We start from the raw sequence: 16,240 nt of genomic DNA on the forward strand, positions 1-16,240 counted from the left end.
ACCGCAATAAAAATAAGCGAGAAGGCGATGAAACAAATGCTTCATACAGCAATGGCTGTAGCTGTGTCACTGGCGCTATATGGTCAGGCTCAGGCACAAGATAATGATGACAAAAAATGGCAAGTGGATGCGCCACAAGGGCAATTTGTTGATGCTAATATTAGTGTCTCTCAAGGCACTTGGATGAATATCGATGTCAGTCCTGATGGCAAAACCATTGTGTTTGATTTGCTGGGCGATATTTACACTATGCCGATGGCTGGTGGCACTGCCACTCAACAGACCTCTGATATCGCATGGCAAATGCAACCGCGTTTTAGTCCTGATGGTAAACATATTGCGTTTACCTCTGATCAAGGTGGCGGTGATAATATCTGGTTGATGGATTTAAACGGTGAAAATCAAACGGCGGTAACCGATGAAACGTTTCGCTTATTGAACAGCCCCGCATGGAGTCCCGACGGCGACTATATTGTTGCTCGTAAGCATTTTACAGCGAGCCGTTCATTAGGCGCAGGTGAAGTATGGCTTTATCATAAAGCGGGTGGCAAAGGTGTACAACTCACTAAACGTGAGAATGATCAAAAAGATTTAGGTGAGCCGATGTTCTCACCGGATGGCCGTTATGTGTACTTTTCACATGATGCCACACCGGGTAAAACCTTTCATTATTCAAAAGATTCGGTTGCTGGCATTTATAAAATCAAACGCTATGATCGCGAAACGGGTGAGATAGAAACGATTATTGATGGTATGGGCGGCGCGATTAGACCAACCCCGTCGCCAGACGGTAAGAAGCTTGCGTATATTAAACGAGATGATTTTCAAACTAGCCTCTACCTATATGACTTAACCAGCGGTAAGCATACTAAGCTATATGACAAGCTTGAACGTGATATGCAAGAGACTTGGGCTATTCATGGCGTGTATCCAACCATTGCATGGACACCAGATAATAACCAACTGGTATTTTGGGCTGGCGGTACTATTCATAAACTTGATGTGCAAGATGGCGATGTAGAAACCGTACCATTTGAAGTTAAAACCAGTAAGAAAATTCAACAAGCAGTGCGTTTTACACAAAATATTGATAGCGATGAATTTGCTGTAAAAATGTTGCGTAATGTACAGATTTCGCCGGATGGTGAAACAGCAATTTTTGAAGCGCTAGGACATATTTATAAACGCGATTTAGAGTCAGGAAAAATAAAGCGTTTAACTGAACAAAATGACCACTTTGAGTTGTTCCCGCAGTTTTCCCGTGATGGTAAAAAAATAGTCTATGTAACCTGGGATGATAACGAACAGGGGGCTGTTCGAGTTGTCTCTGCGCGTAGTGGTCGCGGTGATGATATTACCACAGAGCCAGGTAAATATGTTGAGCCAACATTTAGTCCTGATGGCAAAACGGTAGTGTACCGTAAAGCCTCAGGAGGCAGCATTTTAAACCCTGATTGGTCACTGCATCCGGGTATTTATGCAGTGAGTAGCAAAGGCGGGAAAGCTGAGTTAATTTCTAAAAGTGGTTATCAGCCGCAGTTTGCATCAGCTAATGATCGAGTTTTTGTGATGAGCCCATGGCCTAAGCCAACGCTAAGTGTGGTTGAACTTGATTCGAAAAAAATCACTAAGCTTTATGAGTCAGAGCATGCTACTGAGTTTAGAGTATCGCCTGATGGCAAGTACCTCGCTTTTGCTGAACGTTTTAAAGTGTTTGTTACGCCATTAGTGCAAAGTGGTAAAACCATTAATATTGGTCCTAAAGACAGCCAATTTCCGATTGAGCAGTTATCTGTTCGTGCCGGTGAGAATATCAGCTGGAGCGCCAGCAGCGATAAACTGTATTGGACGCTAGGCCCAGAGCTTTATCATGCAAGTTTGGCAGGTTTATTTGATATCAATAAAGCGGATGACGCTGACTTTAAAGTAAAAAGTGGCGATAACATTGGCTTTAGTAGCAAAATGGCTGAACCAAAAGGCATGATAGCTTTAACGGGCGCACGTATTATTACCATGAAAGGCGAGCAAGTCATTGAAAATGGTATACTATTAACCGATGGTAAACATATTAAAGCCGTTGGTACAGCTGTTGATATTAACATTCCAAAAGGCGCACAGGTAATTGATGTATCTGGCAAAACAATTATGCCAGGAATTGTTGATGCGCATGCGCATGGTTCACAAGGCAGCGATGAGATCATTCCTGAGCAAAATTGGAAAAACTTAGCGGGCCTATCGTTAGGCGTCACGACAATTCACGATCCATCAAACGATACAACAGAGATTTTTACAGCCAGCGAAATGCAAAAAGCGGGGACTATTGTAGGCCCACGTATTTTCTCAACCGGTACTATTTTATATGGTGCCAATATGCCAGGTTATACATCACACATTGATTCGTTAGATGATGCTAAATTTCACTTAGAGCGATTAAAGAAAGTTGGCGCGTTTAGTGTTAAATCATACAACCAACCACGACGTGAACAACGCCAACAAGTAATTGAAGCTGGCCGAGAGCTTGAAATGATGGTGGTGCCAGAAGGTGGTTCATTATTACAGCATAATTTAACGATGGTGGTTGATGGTCATACGGGCATTGAGCACTCAATTCCCGTGGCGAATATTTATGATGATATCAAGCAGCTTTGGTCACAAAGTGATGTAGGCTACACGCCAACACTTGGTGTGGCATATGGCGGCATCTGGGGAGAAAACTATTGGTATGATAAGACTGATGTGTGGAATCACCCGCGCTTAAGTAAATTTGTGCCAAAAAACCAATTATTACCACGTTCAATGCGCCGTGTTAAAGCACCCGATCACCACTATAATCACTTTAACAATGCACGGGTAGCAAAAGAGCTACAAGATTTAGGTGTTTTAGTGAATCTAGGTGCACATGGTCAGCGCGAAGGCCTTGCAGCGCACTGGGAGATTTGGATGTTTGCTCAAGGTGGTATGAGTCCACTGGAAGCTATTCGTGCGGCGACGCTTGATCCGGCCAAGTACATCGGCCTTGATCAGAATATCGGCTCATTGGAAGTCGGTAAACTTGCTGACCTAATGGTGATTGATGGTAATCCACTGACTAATATTCGTGATACAGATAAAGTTGATTATACGATGATCAACGGTCGGTTATTTGATGCCGCGACTATGAATGAAGTTGGCAAAAAAGCACGCGACAAATTGTACTTTGAAGATAAGTAATTATTAGTGTTATAACCAATCAAAAGCGGCTGAACAGCCGCTTTTTTTATATGCTACTTGCTATAAGTTGGCGTAATAATACTGGGTCTTGCAATAGTGTATTACTGGAGTGCGTCACTCTAGCCTGACAGATCATACCTTCTTTTAAGGTCATTAATAATTGTGCTAACTGTATGGTTTTTTCTAACTGACCTTTAAGTTGTTCTGTGTGTGAGAGTTTATCGAACAATAATTGTAAAACTGATTCTTTGTGTGCTTTGCAAAGCATCGCGATAGGGTGCTCGCTGTGTGGAAACTCCGCTGCGGTATTAATAAAAAAACAGCCATTAAAAGGTCCAAGCTCAGAGACTTTATTATCTATCCAAGCGGAGAGTGCGCTAAAAAGTGCATTAGCCACTTCGAAGGGGGTATTGCAGTTTTCTAATTGTTCATACAACCACTGATTAAAGCGCTGATCTCTGAGCTCTAAACACGCACAGATCAACTCATCTTTACTGACGAAATGATTATAAAGCGTTTTTTTTGCAACACCTGCTTCTTTAAGTATTTCATTAATGCCTACCGCATGGATCCCTCTTTGATAGAACGCACTGAGTGCGGTATTAATTATCTGGGTACGTTTATCCATGGTTGCTCCTAGTCAAAAAGTAAGCTTGACATAAGTAGACCGACTTGTCTATCATCTAAATGTAGACAAGTCGGTCTACCTCTAAAGGAAGTAATATTAATGAATGATGTATTTTACAAAGCCGTTATCGCGGGTATCTTTTCTGCACTGACACTTTCGGTATTAGCATATTTAGAAAGTTTAGGGAATTATGGTGTATGGCTTATGGCACCATTTGGCGCAACTGCGGTGCTGGTGTTTGGTGTACCAAAAAGCCCTTTAGCAAAAGCAAAAAATGTTATTGTAGGGCATTTCATCACTGCCGTGATAGGTTTGGCTTTTATTAGTTTTATAGGCGTGGATCCGATCAGTATTGCTATTGCGACTGGATTAGCTGTGACCGCAATGATGTTGACTAACACCATACATCCTGCAGCAGGGGCCAACCCTATTTTAATTATGGTCAGTGGTCAAAGTTGGGACTTTTTGATTATGCCAGTTCTTGTTGGTACCGTGTTTATTGTTATCTGTGGGTATATATCAGGGTGGTTGAATACAAAACTCGACGTTGTTGGCCATAAAAAAACCGCTTAAAAGCGGTTTTTTTATGCTACGAGTCTAAAGTTATTACACAACACCGCGAGGTAAGCGGCAATCGTGATCTTTTTTAGCTAGGTACACAATCCAAAACTCTTCGGCAGTGTAACCTTCTTCATTAGCTGTTGTTATAGTAAATGGTGCTTTTTTAACAGCTGCTTTAGCTGGCACTGCTGATTTAGTTTTAGTTTTCTTAGCAGGTGCTGCAGGTTGTGCAGACGTATCGCCTGAAGTTAGCTGCTCTGTTAATTCAGCAACTTCTGCAAGGCGCAAGTTTTTGCCGCCGTCGATGCTGTACCAACCAGGTTTGCTGGTGATTTCAGGTTTCTTACCATTGGCTGCTTGGTATGCTGCTTCAAAGGCATTTAATACTTCTGTTTTGTCTAGTTTGCTCATCAGAGGCCCTATACGTTGTAAACACAGATTGAGAATATTTATTTATACCTATTTTTGACTTACTTTTCAATTTTTTGCGATTTTCCTTCCATTTTAGCCCTATAAACGCCAAAATTTGCACAAAATTTAACGCTAATCTGGAATAAAAAAATGCAGCGCAGAGAATTTAACCAATTACTAAATACCATTTTAAGACCTGATTCTATTCAAGACTTTTGCCCAAATGGGCTACAAGTCGAAGGACGTGAACAGATAAAAAAAATTGTTACAGGTGTCACTGCCAGTCAAGCATTAATCGATGCTGCAATTGCGCATGGCGCAGACACAATATTAGTTCATCATGGTTATTTCTGGAAAGGTGAAGCGCAACCTATTACCGGTATGAAAAAGCGTCGCATAGCTGCGTTACTTAATCATGATATCAATTTATTTGCCTATCATTTACCTCTTGATGTGCATCCATCAATCGGTAATAACGCGCAATTAGCACAGCTACTTGATTTAGAAATACTCGATGGTTTGGAGCCTGTAGCAAATAGTGTCGCAGTCAAAGGGCGTTTAAAAATCCCAATGAGTGGTGAGCAATTTGCACAAAAAATATTAACAGTGCTTGCTCGTGAACCTTTAGTGAGTCTAGTACGTGATGAGCTAATTGAGACCATCGCTTGGTGTACTGGAGGTGGTCAAGGTTATATTGATTTGGCTGCTAGCCAGGGGATTGATGCCTATTTAACAGGCGAGGCTTCAGAGCAGACCATTCACAGTTCGCGTGAGCAAAAGATCGATTTTTTTGCCGCAGGCCATCACGCCACCGAACGCTATGGCATAAAAGCGCTCGGTGAGTTATTGGCTGAGCAACATGGTTTTGATGTAACCTTCATTGATATAGACAACCCAGTTTGAGTTGCCAGCTAATTCACTTTAAGTGAGTTAGACCTTAAAGCGCTTCTGGATCAATCCAGCGGCGCACACTTATCAAAAACATGCCTATTCTTTCATGCCAATCACGGGTCACCGCTAATAGCACATCAGCACTTGGAATATACTGTTTATGGGTAGGCCATTCGCTAAAGTCATGAAAGTCAGTGGCGGCTGGAATAACATCAACGCCTTGGCTATTAAATAGATCTTTTGCTCGTGCCATGTGACTTGCCGAAGTTACCAGTGCAACTTTAAAATCAACTAGAGCAGGTGCTAAAAGCCGTGCTTCATCGGCGGTATCCATAGCCGTAGGATTTTGTTTAATACGCTGCGCATCAATACCTAAACTTATCGCGGTTTGTTGCATCAAACTACTGTTGGTCACTTTATTGTAACCGCCACCTGAAACAATAAGTTGAGCTTGTGGGTACACATATGCTAAGCGCATAGCTTCGATTAGGCGGCTTTTAGCACAATTACCAAGTTGGCTATTGGCGTTAAGTTTTGGGTTAGGATTTATATCACAACCAAGTACCACTATTTTATCGAGTATCGGCTGTTTATTTGTATCAAAAACATACTTTAACTGTGAATTTGGAGCAATTATTTTTTGACCAATAAAAGGGGTACTGATCAGCAATAAACTGGTAATTGCGATTAAACCAATAAATATGCTGACTTTCTTGGTACGCAGTGCGATTAATAAGCAAACAAAGCACAGTAGAGCAAACAGAGGCAATGGCATTAGCATTGCACCGAGGATTTTTTTCAGTTCAAACATCACAGTAGCACACATAAAGGGGTTTTCTGTATGCTACTGGGTTAAACCTATTTTATCGACCGTTATTTAACTTACAGGTATTTAAAAAGTGGCGATACACTGGGTTATCTTTCATATTCTTTTTCATGGCTAAATACATTGGACGGGTTAATCCCAGCGCGCCTAATGGAATCGACTTAATGAGTCCTTGGCTTTCATATGGTGTTACTAACCAATCCGGTAATGCTGCAACCCCCATTCCGGCACTGACAAGCTGAAAAATGAGCAAGCCCTGATCTACGGTTTTCAAGGTGCCATCAAAACGTGCATTTTGAATAAAATGTTTGAAGATATCCTGACGCTCTCGTGGAATAGGGTATGAAATAATCGTCTCGTTTTTCAAATCAAGCGCCGTTACATAGGCTTTTTTCGCTAGTTCATGATCTGGGGCAACAATTAATTTAAGCTTAAAATCAAATAAATGTGCGTATTCAAGTTTATCTGGTTCACGAATGTCTGAAGTGAGTACTAAATCTAATTCATCACTGAGCAGCTCAGGAATAGCGTCATAACTAAAGCCGCGCTCATAATCAACTTTGATATCAGGCCAAAAGTTATTGAATTCTTTAATTGTTGGTAATAACCAATGAAAACAAGCATGGCATTCAACACTGAGTCGTAATTGTGAAATTGGTTGATTAAGACTTTCTTTTAAACGGCATTTGGTTGCTTCAACACGCGGGAGTACTTCGCTGGCAAGTTCAAGTAATAGCATACCTTGTGGGGTAAAGCGCACCGGTTGAGTTTTACGTTCAAATAGTTGGCAATCAAGCTTGTTTTCTAAATCTTTGATTTGATGAGATAAAGCGGATTGAGTCAAAAATAATTCGCGCGCAGTATTTACCAAAGAACCGGTTTCTTTCAAGGTTGCGATGGTCTTTAAGTGTTTTACATCAATCATCTTTAATAATTCTCATGGTAAAGGTGAGTTTAACTCAGATTACAGCCATAATACGCCTTAAATTAAGATGCTTCAACGTCTAGATGGCTATAAATCCCGTTTTTTTACGTGAAATTTACAAATCTACTATAGCACCATATTTGACAGCGATGTCATTGTGTTTTTTGAGTTTGCAAAAAATCATTTCCATGAATTTACCTCAAGTTGAAACTGAGGAAGCATCAATTGTTTGATGTCAGGTATAGGTTTATGGTTTTAGCTATCTAAACAGCTGGAAGGGAATTTCAACATGGCACAATTACATAACTTAGGTTTTCCTCGCATAGGTAGAAAGCGTGAACTAAAATTTGCAGTAGAATCATACTGGGCTGGTAAAATCAGCCAAGAGCAGTTGCTTGATCAAGGTAAGACGATCCGGGCAGAAAATTGGGCTCTTCAAGCAGATGCTGGGATTGATTTATTACCGGTAGGTGACTTTGCTTGGTATGACCATGTGTTATCTACCTCTTTATTGATTGGCGCAGTGCCCAAGCGTCATCAAAAAGCGGATGGTAGCATTGATCTTGATACATTATTTCGTATTGGGCGTGGTCGTGCACCAAGCGGTTGTTCATGTGCAGCAAGCGAAATGACAAAGTGGTTTAATACTAATTATCATTACATAGTTCCAGAGCTAACTCATGATCAGCAGTTTCAACTAACTTGCACTGAGTTATTCGAGCAAGTTACTCAAGCACAAGCATTGGGGCACAATGCAAAAGTAGTATTGGTCGGCCCAGTCACTTATCTTTACTTAGCAAAATGTGCAGGTGAGGAGTTTGATAAACTTAGCTTACTTGAAAAACTATTAGCTGTTTATCAACACGTGTTCGCTAAATTAGCGCAGCAAGGGATTGAATGGGTACAGGTTGATGAGCCTATATTAGGTTTAGAGCTGACTGAAGATTATCAAGAGGCATTAAAAACAAGCTTTCGTGCACTTGCAGGTCAAGGCGTGAAGTTGTTACTTGCTAGTTATTTTGACTCAGTCACTGCCTACTTTGATGATATTGCAGGTTACCCTGTTGATGGCGTACATTTTGATTGTGTTGCAACAAATGTTGATGTTGCAAAACTAGATATATTATTAAGTACAGATCAAGTTTTATCATTAGGCGTAGTAAATGGCCGTAATATTTGGCGTACTGATTTAGAGGCTGTATTTAATAGCATAAAAGACATTGCGCTAAAGCGCGGTGATAATCTATGGCTTGCCCCATCTTGTTCTTTACTGCATACACCGGTTGATTTAGAGCAAGAAGAAAAGCTCGATGATGAACTTTGTTCATGGCTTGCATTTGCAAAACAAAAAGGCCAAGAGCTGTCATTATTAAAAGCCGCGCTTGAAAGCAATGATATCAGTGAGCTCGTTGCTTATTCAGCACCTATTAAAGCACGCTTAACCTCTACTCGTGTAAATAATACAGCTGTACAACAGCGTGTAACTGCACTCACCGCAAAAGACGGTAAGCGTAATCATGCATTTGCTCAACGTATTGAAAAACAACATGCAGCACTTAATTTACCGCTACTGCCGACCACCACGATAGGATCATTTCCACAAACTCAAGTAATTCGTCAAGCACGCCGTGATTATAAAGCCGGTGAATTATCTGCGGATGATTATCAAAGGCAAATGAAAGCAGAAATTCGCTACGCTGTTGAAGAGCAAGAGGCGCTTGATTTAGATGTGTTAGTGCACGGCGAAGCGGAGCGTAATGACATGGTTGAATACTTTGCTGAACTATTAGAAGGCTTTGCTTTTACCCAGTTTGGTTGGGTGCAAAGCTACGGCTCGCGATGTGTAAAACCACCTGTAATTTGGGGGGATGTATCACGTGAAAAAGCGATGACGGTTCAGTGGACAAAATACGCACAGTCGCTGACGAGTAAGAAAATGAAAGGCATGCTAACAGGTCCTGTAACTATTCTGTTTTGGTCATTCATTCGTGATGATTTAGACAAACCCACCATCGCTAATCAAATTGCACTTGCGTTACGTGATGAAGTGGTCGATTTACAAAATGCCGGTATTGATATTATTCAAATTGATGAACCTGCATTTCGTGAAGGTATGCCGCTTAAATGTAGCCAATGGCAAGCATATTTAGAATGGGCAGCGTATGCATTTAGGGTCTCAGCAAGCGGTGTGAAAGATGAAACACAAATTCATACTCACATGTGTTACGCCGAATTTAACGGTATTATTGCCGCGATTGCAGATATGGATGCCGATGTGATCACCATTGAAACCTCACGTTCTAACATGGAACTACTTGAAGCATTTGAGAATTTTGATTATCCAAATGATATTGGTCCAGGTGTATATGATATTCACACTCCGAATGTACCGGATATTGCATGGATGAAAACGTTGATCCATAAAGCCGCACGAAAAATACCGGTTGCGCGTTTATGGGTAAACCCGGACTGTGGTTTGAAAACCCGTGGTTGGCAAGAAACGCGACAAGCTCTTGATAATATGGTTAAAGCAACCAAAGAGCTGCGTGAGGAGCTGCAGTAAAGAACATCTCCTACGATGTAAAGCCCTAACAAAACTTAGTTAGGGCTTTTTTTGTTGCTCTGATTTGAGTTCATCTTCATCGGTTGGTTTTTTAAAATCCATTTTTGCTGAGTGTTTGATCAGCAAAATATTACCGATAATGATTGCCAACACTAAGATGATGATGAGTATATGCCAAATTTGCATGGTGATCTCTAACGAGTCATTTATAAGTACTTAGTGTAGCAAAGATTTCTAGGGTTAAAAACGTCTAGAAAACGACAGCGAAATAAAATCAAGACCTGGGTTTGGTCTTTTAAACCCTGCATTTGAATAGTGTAAATAACGCACCGCAGCTTTGGTTTTTCCAAAATCAGCAACAAAGCCTAGTCGGTCTTCAAACTGGTAGTGGGTACTCACATTTTTGCCGGCGAAGTGAGTGTCATTGACTAATGAAACCCCTATGCCGGCTTCGAAATACAAAGGAATACCGCGCACTGAGCTGATCAGATGTTGAAATACCGGGGATATTGCAAGGACAACATTTGTCTGATGGCTATTATCTGCGCCGTATTCCCAAATATTAATACTTGATTCTAAGTAAATATGGGTATTTTCAATTAATGATTGTAGTGCCGGAGCATGGTATTGGTATGCCAGTTTTAAACCTTTAACATCACCTTCCCCCTGAATGTAATCAATGGCATAGCCATGAGGGGAAAGTGTATAGGGCGCGCCATAAGATAGTCTGCTGAACATGGAAATAGATAATAAAATCAATACAGTTAATGTTTTAAATAACATGGTAAAGCTCTTTAGATGAAAACGTTATTTACAAAATAAGGGCGTGGGGGAGGCTAATTCAAGTGGCATAAATTCACAGACTCTGTGTGTTATTACATGAGCTTAGCTAACAATATGAAATAAAAAGATTAAATCAATTGATGCCGTGTTGGCACTAATAAGGTGCTATTTTGAGGCTTTTTAATCTCTTATGAACAGCGTAAATTACGCTACAAGATTTACTTAGGACTTATCAACAATGACTTCACTTGGTCGTTATTTATTATTAATCGCGCTAGTTTTTAGTGCTTCCTTGTTTGCGCAAACACAACAGTCACCTAATCAGTTATTAACTCAGGTAGGCGATCAGCTGTTTAGTGAAATTGGCAAAATAAACAGCCAAGGCACAGCGAGCAAAAGTGACATGGCACACATTGTTGATCAGTATTTAATGCCTAATATAGATGTTAAATTTGTTTCCTATAAATTATTAGGTAAGCACATTAAAGGTATCGATCGCCAACAAGCGACTGCATTTATAAGTGCAGTGGAGCATTACTTAACCACTACCTATGCTAGTGCATTAATGAAATATACCGGGCAAGAAATAAAATTCGAAGAAAGTAACGATGCTGCAGAGAGCGAGTTTGCCACGGTTAAGACGCAAATTATTGCAGATAATGCGCCAACGATTGACTTACACTTTAAGCTTCGCCAAGGCAAAGATGGTAGCTGGAAAGTATATGATATTGTCGCTGAAGGTATTTCGTTACTCAGTGCAAAGCAAAAAGAAGTTATTCAACGAATTTCAGAAGTTGGCCTTGACCAAGTGACAGCTGAGCTTAACAGTAAGTAATCATTTCCAAGTAAGTCTCCAACCTAAAGCACCGTGCAGTGTTAACTGCATGGTGCTTTGTTATTTTCTTTTAAAATCACACGGTTTGGCTATAGCGTGTGGTTTTGGGTATGCTAGAATAAGCGCTTACATACCCACTGGTATCACTAATTTACTGGGGTACTTAAAATTATATTAAGCGCAGTGTCAGTTTGTAGTTGTTAAACTCTTTTACTGACCTTTGTACCGAGCAAGATAGACACTGGAGTTGTGTTTTTTTAATGGAAAATGTACTTATTTGGCCTAAAGAATACCCGTTATTAGTCAAAGGACTTATTGAGCAAAACGGTGCATTTATTTTAGACGCTTTAGAAGCATGGCCGGCTTGTCGCTCGACTGAAGAAGACAATGGCGTGTGTACCACTGTGCTACCGCCTATCTATTATTTAACCTGGTTAACTCCCCTTGAGCCATTTGAAGAGTGTTTTTTCCAACATATCTGTGAATATGATGAAGCCGCTCAACAGTATATTTCGGCAGCTAAAGATTACTATTTTGATAACGAGTATAGCCCAGAGAGTTTAGTGCTATTACTTTGCCAACGCCTTGAAAAATATGCAGCTGTAGCGTCACAAACAACGATAGAAACACCCGTTACGTTATTATCTCAGTTATTCTCAAAACGCTATTTTACAATCATCGAGTATGCGCTCAATGCGGGCAGTAAAATGAGTGCCGAAGATGCCTTGGCACTGTGGAAAGAAGTTGATTTTCGTGAACGTTTTAGCACCTTTATACCTGACTCAATCGATGACGTTAATGCGTTAAGTGAATTAGCGGCGAAAAAAGTTGCTGGCGGAAAGGATTATTTCACCTTATTAACCCAAGTATCACCAGATGTTGACTCAGTGGTGCTATTAGAACAAGCACTGTTGGCGCATTTGCGTTTTGACACAGCTAAACAAACGATGGCGATGCGTTTTATAGAGCAAGGTGCAACAGGCACGTTGGCGGATGAAAATGGTAAAACGGCCTTTATGTGGGCAGTTGAAAAAGGGTTTGTTAATTTAGTACAAACCTTATTAGATAAACAAGATAAAAAACAACGTGATGCCCTTGGTAACAGTGCTTTACATTATGCGGTACTAGCAAAAAATGAACCTTTGATGGTGCTATTATTGAAGTCTGGCTATGACTTTCGTGTTCGTAACTGTGATGGCTTAAGTTGTTATCGTTTAGCAGTGAGTGTTAAAGCCAGTCAGTTAGTGAAATGCTTAGAGCGTGATTTTGGTATTAAAGAATTATCGCCGGATGGACAATTTTCGCGGATCAAAAAAGTCCACGCCTTACATGCCATCGTGACTTTATTGTTGCCGCTACAGTTGTTTTTCTTTTTTGATGATTCGATTGCAATTAAAAGTGAACTGACGCTTTGCTTAACCATGTTGGCAATTGTCTGCTTCTTTTTTGCAATTAGTTTGAAGCGCTGCGCTTTATACCCTCATATTAAACACCCATGGGGGTTATTTGTACTGCGTTGTTGCTCATTGATCAGTTTAGTTGGGCAGCTAGGCTTAGCAAGTATTGTTGCATTGGCAACGTTAAGTGAAGTTGTTTAAGCTTCTTGCATGTACCGTAGACAAAAACGCGCTAATTAAGCGCGTTTTTTAGTTGTTATACCAATCGTGTTAAGTTACTGACCATTTAGCTCGCTAGAATGGTTAAATATTTAAGTCGTTTGGTATTAACTTTAGTCTTTTTTATTAAATTCATGAGCCGCTTTTTCTGTTGCTAACTCATCTTTTAGTTTTTGAATTTTTAGCCCCAGCTCTTGACCTCGGTGACGTGCATAATAAGTACAACCAATAAACATCATACTGGCGAACAGCAGCTCTAAAACGACCCATATTAGTTGTTCTTGTGCGACCCACAGTAGGGTAAAACCGTGAATAAAATAGAACATAACAATAAAGTTTGCCCACGCATACGTATAAGGTTTATCTTGAATGATGCCTTTTAGCGGCAGTAAAAGCGGCAGAATATACACAACAAAAATAAATCCATTGCTATGACCTTCTCTAGGCTCTAATAAAAACAACCAAAGTGGCATCAGCAGTAACAAGCCAATATAGCCAATTATTGCAATACGTTGAAAACGGATAGTGATAGCCTTTTTCGGTGTGAGTTGTGGGTTTAAATCGCTGTGCGATGTCATTGTAATTTTCTCGTGATTTTAACTAAGCGTTGGCCAACGCTTTGGCAAATTTTAATTTCGTCTTTACTTAATTGCGCGCTATTTTGTGCACCAGCAACATGGCTTGCACCATAGGGAGTGCCACCGGTTTGTGTGGCAAGTAATTCCGGTACTTCATAGGGCACACCCATTAACAGCATACCGTGGTGTAATAATGGCAGTGACAAATTAAGCAACGTTGCTTCATTGCCGCCATGCATGCTACTTGATGATGAGAATACACAGGCTGGTTTATCTATTAATTGCCCTTTTAACCATAAGTCGCTGGTGGTTTCCCAAAAAGCTTTGGCTTGTGAGGCCATCATACCAAAGCGAGTAGGGGTGCCAAATGCTAACCCATCACACTGGATTAAGTCATCTTTGCTGATCACAATATCGTGAGGTTCTCTAGCTACAAAGGTTCTTAGCAGTGCAGTACCGCCTTGGCATTCAATCGACTCTGCAATTTCATGTGCCATGGCTGCAACAGAGCCGTGACTTGAATGATACAACACAACAATAGTGACGCTCATTAAAGTACGCTTAGTACGTTTTCTGGTGGGCGACCCAGTGCGGCTTTATTGTTATTTACCACAATAGGGCGCTCAATTAATTTTGGATTGCTAACCATGGCTGCAATGAGTACGTTTTCATCATGCTCATTTTTAAGGTCTAACTCTTTGTAAATATCTTCTTTAGTACGCATTAGTTCACGTACTGAAGAAAACCCTAGCTGTTTAACTAAGATGCTGATTTGCTCATGATTCAATGGTGTTTTTAAGTATTCGATTATCTCTGGCTGAATCGATTTTTGCTCAAGTAGGGCTAATGTTTCACGCGATTTTGAACAACGTGGATTATGAAAAATAGTAACAGACATAGTAACAATCCAATTAGATAAAGTAAGGCTATTTTAGGCCAAGCAGCACCAGACTTAAAGCCTTGCGAGCTCTTTTTGCATTTGGCGGTATTGCGTTAACAATGCTTTGAGACGTTGTTGTTTAATTAGCTCTTGTGGTTCTACAAAATTGAGTGCTTTTTGTACTTCGTCAGCGGCTTTTAAGTAGGCGCCGTATTGTGCAAGAACGTCGGCATTTGCTTCATGATAAGCGGCTAAGTTATCTTGCTTTTTATAGGCATCTGCAAGAAGTTGCATGCCTAAATTATGTTCAGGCTTTTCGAGTAAAAATGATTTTAATATTTGCACTGCAACATCGTATTGCTCAGCTTCAAGTGCAGCATTGGCATAGTTTAAGGTAATAACTTGATTGTTAGGACGGTTTTCATGCAACGCGGCTAAAAACTTTACTGCTTCGGCGGCTTTATTCTGAGCTATCAATAGATCAGTATGCGTATCAATATAGAATAAATTTTTAGGATCAGACTTTAAAAGTTCGTCTAAAATAGGCGCCGCTTCATCGAGCTTTTTTTGATCCAATAAACTAATACCCAAGCCATAATTAAGCGCTGTTTTATTATAAAAACTGTTTTCACGTATGAGCTTTCTAAAGAAGTTTTCAGCCGCTTCTGGTGTTTGGTGGTAGCGAGCAATCACGCGGCTTTTGGCAAGGTTAAATTCTAAGCTATCCGGAAGTTGACGTTTTTCAAATTGCTGTGCACGTAAGCGCACATCAGACACGCGGCTCTCAGGTAATGGGTGAGTCAGCAAAAAGGCCGGTGGCTTGTATTTATAACGAATTTGCGCAGCAAGTTTAGTTAAGAATTCACTGGATGCGTAAGGATCAAATCCTGCATTATTGAGTGTTTGCATACCAATGCGGTCGGCTTCTTGCTCAGCTGAGCGGCTATGAGTGAGTTGACTAAATGCGCTTTGTGTTTGACTGGCTGAGATAATCGCGATACCGGCATCAGGAGACACGACGGTTGCTAAAATACCGGCAATCATACCGGCGATAGTGAGTGCGCTGTTATCTTGTTGTTGTTGCATGCGACGTGCAAGGTGGCGCTGGGTAACGTGGGCAATTTCGTGACCAAGTACTGAGGCAAACTGACTTTCGTTATCGGATTGCGCAATTAAACCGGTGTGAACTCCTACATGGCCACCATAAAAAGCAAATGCGTTGATTTCCGGATTATTGATCCAAAAAAATGAAAACGGAAAGCGTACATCATTGGCATTGGCAACTAGCTTGCGGCCAATTGTGGTTAAATATTCATCAAGCACAGGATCATTAACAACCGGTGATGAGCCACGAATTTGCATCATCATCACCTTCCCGATAGCTTGTTCTTTTTCAAGCGGCAAAGCTTGTAATGCTGAAGTACCAAGATCTGGCAATGTAAAATTGGTTTGTGCCTTTAATGGCTCACTTACCAGCACACTAAATGTTAAAAGTGTACTGAATAATGTAATAAAGGCTGATTTAAGCTGCAT

The 16,240-nt window shown here is 40.6% G+C and carries 16 protein-coding genes; 6 read left to right on the plus strand and 10 right to left on the minus strand.

Annotated elements, in window-relative coordinates:
• Nucleotides 1–27 precede the first annotated feature (27 nt).
• Complete coding sequence (locus H5186_RS13955) at nucleotides 28–3,210, plus strand: amidohydrolase family protein (protein ID WP_182794597.1); 3,183 nt, start codon at nucleotides 28–30, stop codon at nucleotides 3,208–3,210.
• Between the two features lie 46 nt (nucleotides 3,211–3,256).
• Here H5186_RS13955 and H5186_RS13960 read toward each other — a convergent pair whose 3' ends face one another.
• Nucleotides 3,257–3,838: a TetR/AcrR family transcriptional regulator gene (locus H5186_RS13960; protein ID WP_182739944.1), complete on the minus strand. Its 582-nt coding sequence runs from the start codon at nucleotides 3,836–3,838 to the stop codon at nucleotides 3,257–3,259.
• A 99-nt stretch (nucleotides 3,839–3,937) separates the two neighbouring features.
• Here H5186_RS13960 and H5186_RS13965 point away from each other — a divergent pair, with 99 nt between their 5' ends.
• Nucleotides 3,938–4,411: an HPP family protein gene (locus H5186_RS13965; RefSeq protein WP_182784992.1), complete on the plus strand. Its 474-nt coding sequence runs from the start codon at nucleotides 3,938–3,940 to the stop codon at nucleotides 4,409–4,411.
• 33 nt (nucleotides 4,412–4,444) lie between these two features.
• Here H5186_RS13965 and H5186_RS13970 read toward each other — a convergent pair whose 3' ends face one another.
• On the minus strand, nucleotides 4,445–4,810 hold the full coding sequence (locus tag H5186_RS13970; RefSeq protein WP_182739946.1) for a hypothetical protein: 366 nt from the start codon (nucleotides 4,808–4,810) through the stop codon (nucleotides 4,445–4,447).
• Between the two features lie 150 nt (nucleotides 4,811–4,960).
• Here H5186_RS13970 and H5186_RS13975 point away from each other — a divergent pair, with 150 nt between their 5' ends.
• On the plus strand, nucleotides 4,961–5,713 hold the full coding sequence (locus H5186_RS13975) for a Nif3-like dinuclear metal center hexameric protein (protein WP_182718427.1): 753 nt from the start codon (nucleotides 4,961–4,963) through the stop codon (nucleotides 5,711–5,713).
• A gap of 34 nt (nucleotides 5,714–5,747) precedes the next feature.
• Here H5186_RS13975 and H5186_RS13980 read toward each other — a convergent pair whose 3' ends face one another.
• Both H5186_RS13980 and H5186_RS13985 read right to left on the minus strand, forming a co-directional pair.
• On the minus strand, nucleotides 5,748–6,512 hold the full coding sequence (locus H5186_RS13980) for an ElyC/SanA/YdcF family protein (RefSeq protein ID WP_182784997.1): 765 nt from the start codon (nucleotides 6,510–6,512) through the stop codon (nucleotides 5,748–5,750).
• 52 nt (nucleotides 6,513–6,564) lie between these two features.
• On the minus strand, nucleotides 6,565–7,452 hold the full coding sequence (locus H5186_RS13985; protein WP_182718425.1) for a LysR family transcriptional regulator: 888 nt from the start codon (nucleotides 7,450–7,452) through the stop codon (nucleotides 6,565–6,567).
• A 289-nt stretch (nucleotides 7,453–7,741) separates the two neighbouring features.
• Between H5186_RS13985 and metE the strand changes: the two genes are divergently transcribed.
• A complete protein-coding gene (gene metE, locus H5186_RS13990) occupies nucleotides 7,742–10,015 on the plus strand; it encodes a 5-methyltetrahydropteroyltriglutamate--homocysteine S-methyltransferase (RefSeq protein WP_182794598.1) in 2,274 nt (757 codons plus the stop codon).
• Between the two features lie 39 nt (nucleotides 10,016–10,054).
• On the opposite strand, the gene H5186_RS13995 is transcribed toward metE, so the two are convergent.
• Nucleotides 10,055–10,201 carry a DUF2897 family protein gene (locus tag H5186_RS13995; protein WP_145241011.1) on the minus strand — a complete coding sequence of 49 codons (147 nt, stop codon included), beginning with the start codon at nucleotides 10,199–10,201 and terminating at the stop codon, nucleotides 10,055–10,057.
• 54 nt (nucleotides 10,202–10,255) lie between these two features.
• Nucleotides 10,256–10,798, minus strand: a complete 543-nt coding sequence (locus tag H5186_RS14000; RefSeq protein ID WP_182718423.1) for an acyloxyacyl hydrolase — start codon at nucleotides 10,796–10,798, stop codon at nucleotides 10,256–10,258.
• A gap of 238 nt (nucleotides 10,799–11,036) precedes the next feature.
• Here H5186_RS14000 and H5186_RS14005 point away from each other — a divergent pair, with 238 nt between their 5' ends.
• Both H5186_RS14005 and H5186_RS14010 read left to right on the plus strand, forming a co-directional pair.
• Nucleotides 11,037–11,633 carry a phospholipid-binding protein MlaC gene (locus H5186_RS14005; protein ID WP_182718422.1) on the plus strand — a complete coding sequence of 199 codons (597 nt, stop codon included), beginning with the start codon at nucleotides 11,037–11,039 and terminating at the stop codon, nucleotides 11,631–11,633.
• Between the two features lie 260 nt (nucleotides 11,634–11,893).
• A complete protein-coding gene (locus H5186_RS14010) occupies nucleotides 11,894–13,231 on the plus strand; it encodes an ankyrin repeat domain-containing protein (protein WP_182718421.1) in 1,338 nt (445 codons plus the stop codon).
• A 131-nt stretch (nucleotides 13,232–13,362) separates the two neighbouring features.
• On the opposite strand, the gene H5186_RS14015 is transcribed toward H5186_RS14010, so the two are convergent.
• The 4 genes from H5186_RS14015 to H5186_RS14030 are packed head-to-tail and all read right to left on the minus strand — an operon-like array spanning nucleotide 13,363 to nucleotide 16,240.
• Nucleotides 13,363–13,827, minus strand: a complete 465-nt coding sequence (locus H5186_RS14015) for a DUF2069 domain-containing protein (RefSeq protein ID WP_145241003.1) — start codon at nucleotides 13,825–13,827, stop codon at nucleotides 13,363–13,365.
• Nucleotides 13,824–14,378: an NAD(P)H:quinone oxidoreductase gene (gene wrbA, locus H5186_RS14020; RefSeq protein ID WP_145241001.1), complete on the minus strand. Its 555-nt coding sequence runs from the start codon at nucleotides 14,376–14,378 to the stop codon at nucleotides 13,824–13,826. Before wrbA ends, H5186_RS14015 begins: the two co-directional genes overlap by 4 nt.
• The gene (arsC, locus tag H5186_RS14025) at nucleotides 14,378–14,725 is read right to left on the minus strand and encodes an arsenate reductase (glutaredoxin) (protein ID WP_182784987.1); all 348 of its coding nucleotides are present in this window, start codon (nucleotides 14,723–14,725) and stop codon (nucleotides 14,378–14,380) included. Before arsC ends, wrbA begins: the two co-directional genes overlap by 1 nt.
• A gap of 54 nt (nucleotides 14,726–14,779) precedes the next feature.
• Nucleotides 14,780–16,240 carry a M48 family metalloprotease gene (locus tag H5186_RS14030; RefSeq protein WP_182718419.1) on the minus strand — a complete coding sequence of 487 codons (1,461 nt, stop codon included), beginning with the start codon at nucleotides 16,238–16,240 and terminating at the stop codon, nucleotides 14,780–14,782.

Origin of the sequence: Pseudoalteromonas sp. SG41-2, from assembly GCF_014164535.1 — a bacterium.
In the GTDB taxonomy this organism is placed as follows: Bacteria; Pseudomonadota; Gammaproteobacteria; order Enterobacterales; family Alteromonadaceae; genus Pseudoalteromonas; species Pseudoalteromonas rhizosphaerae.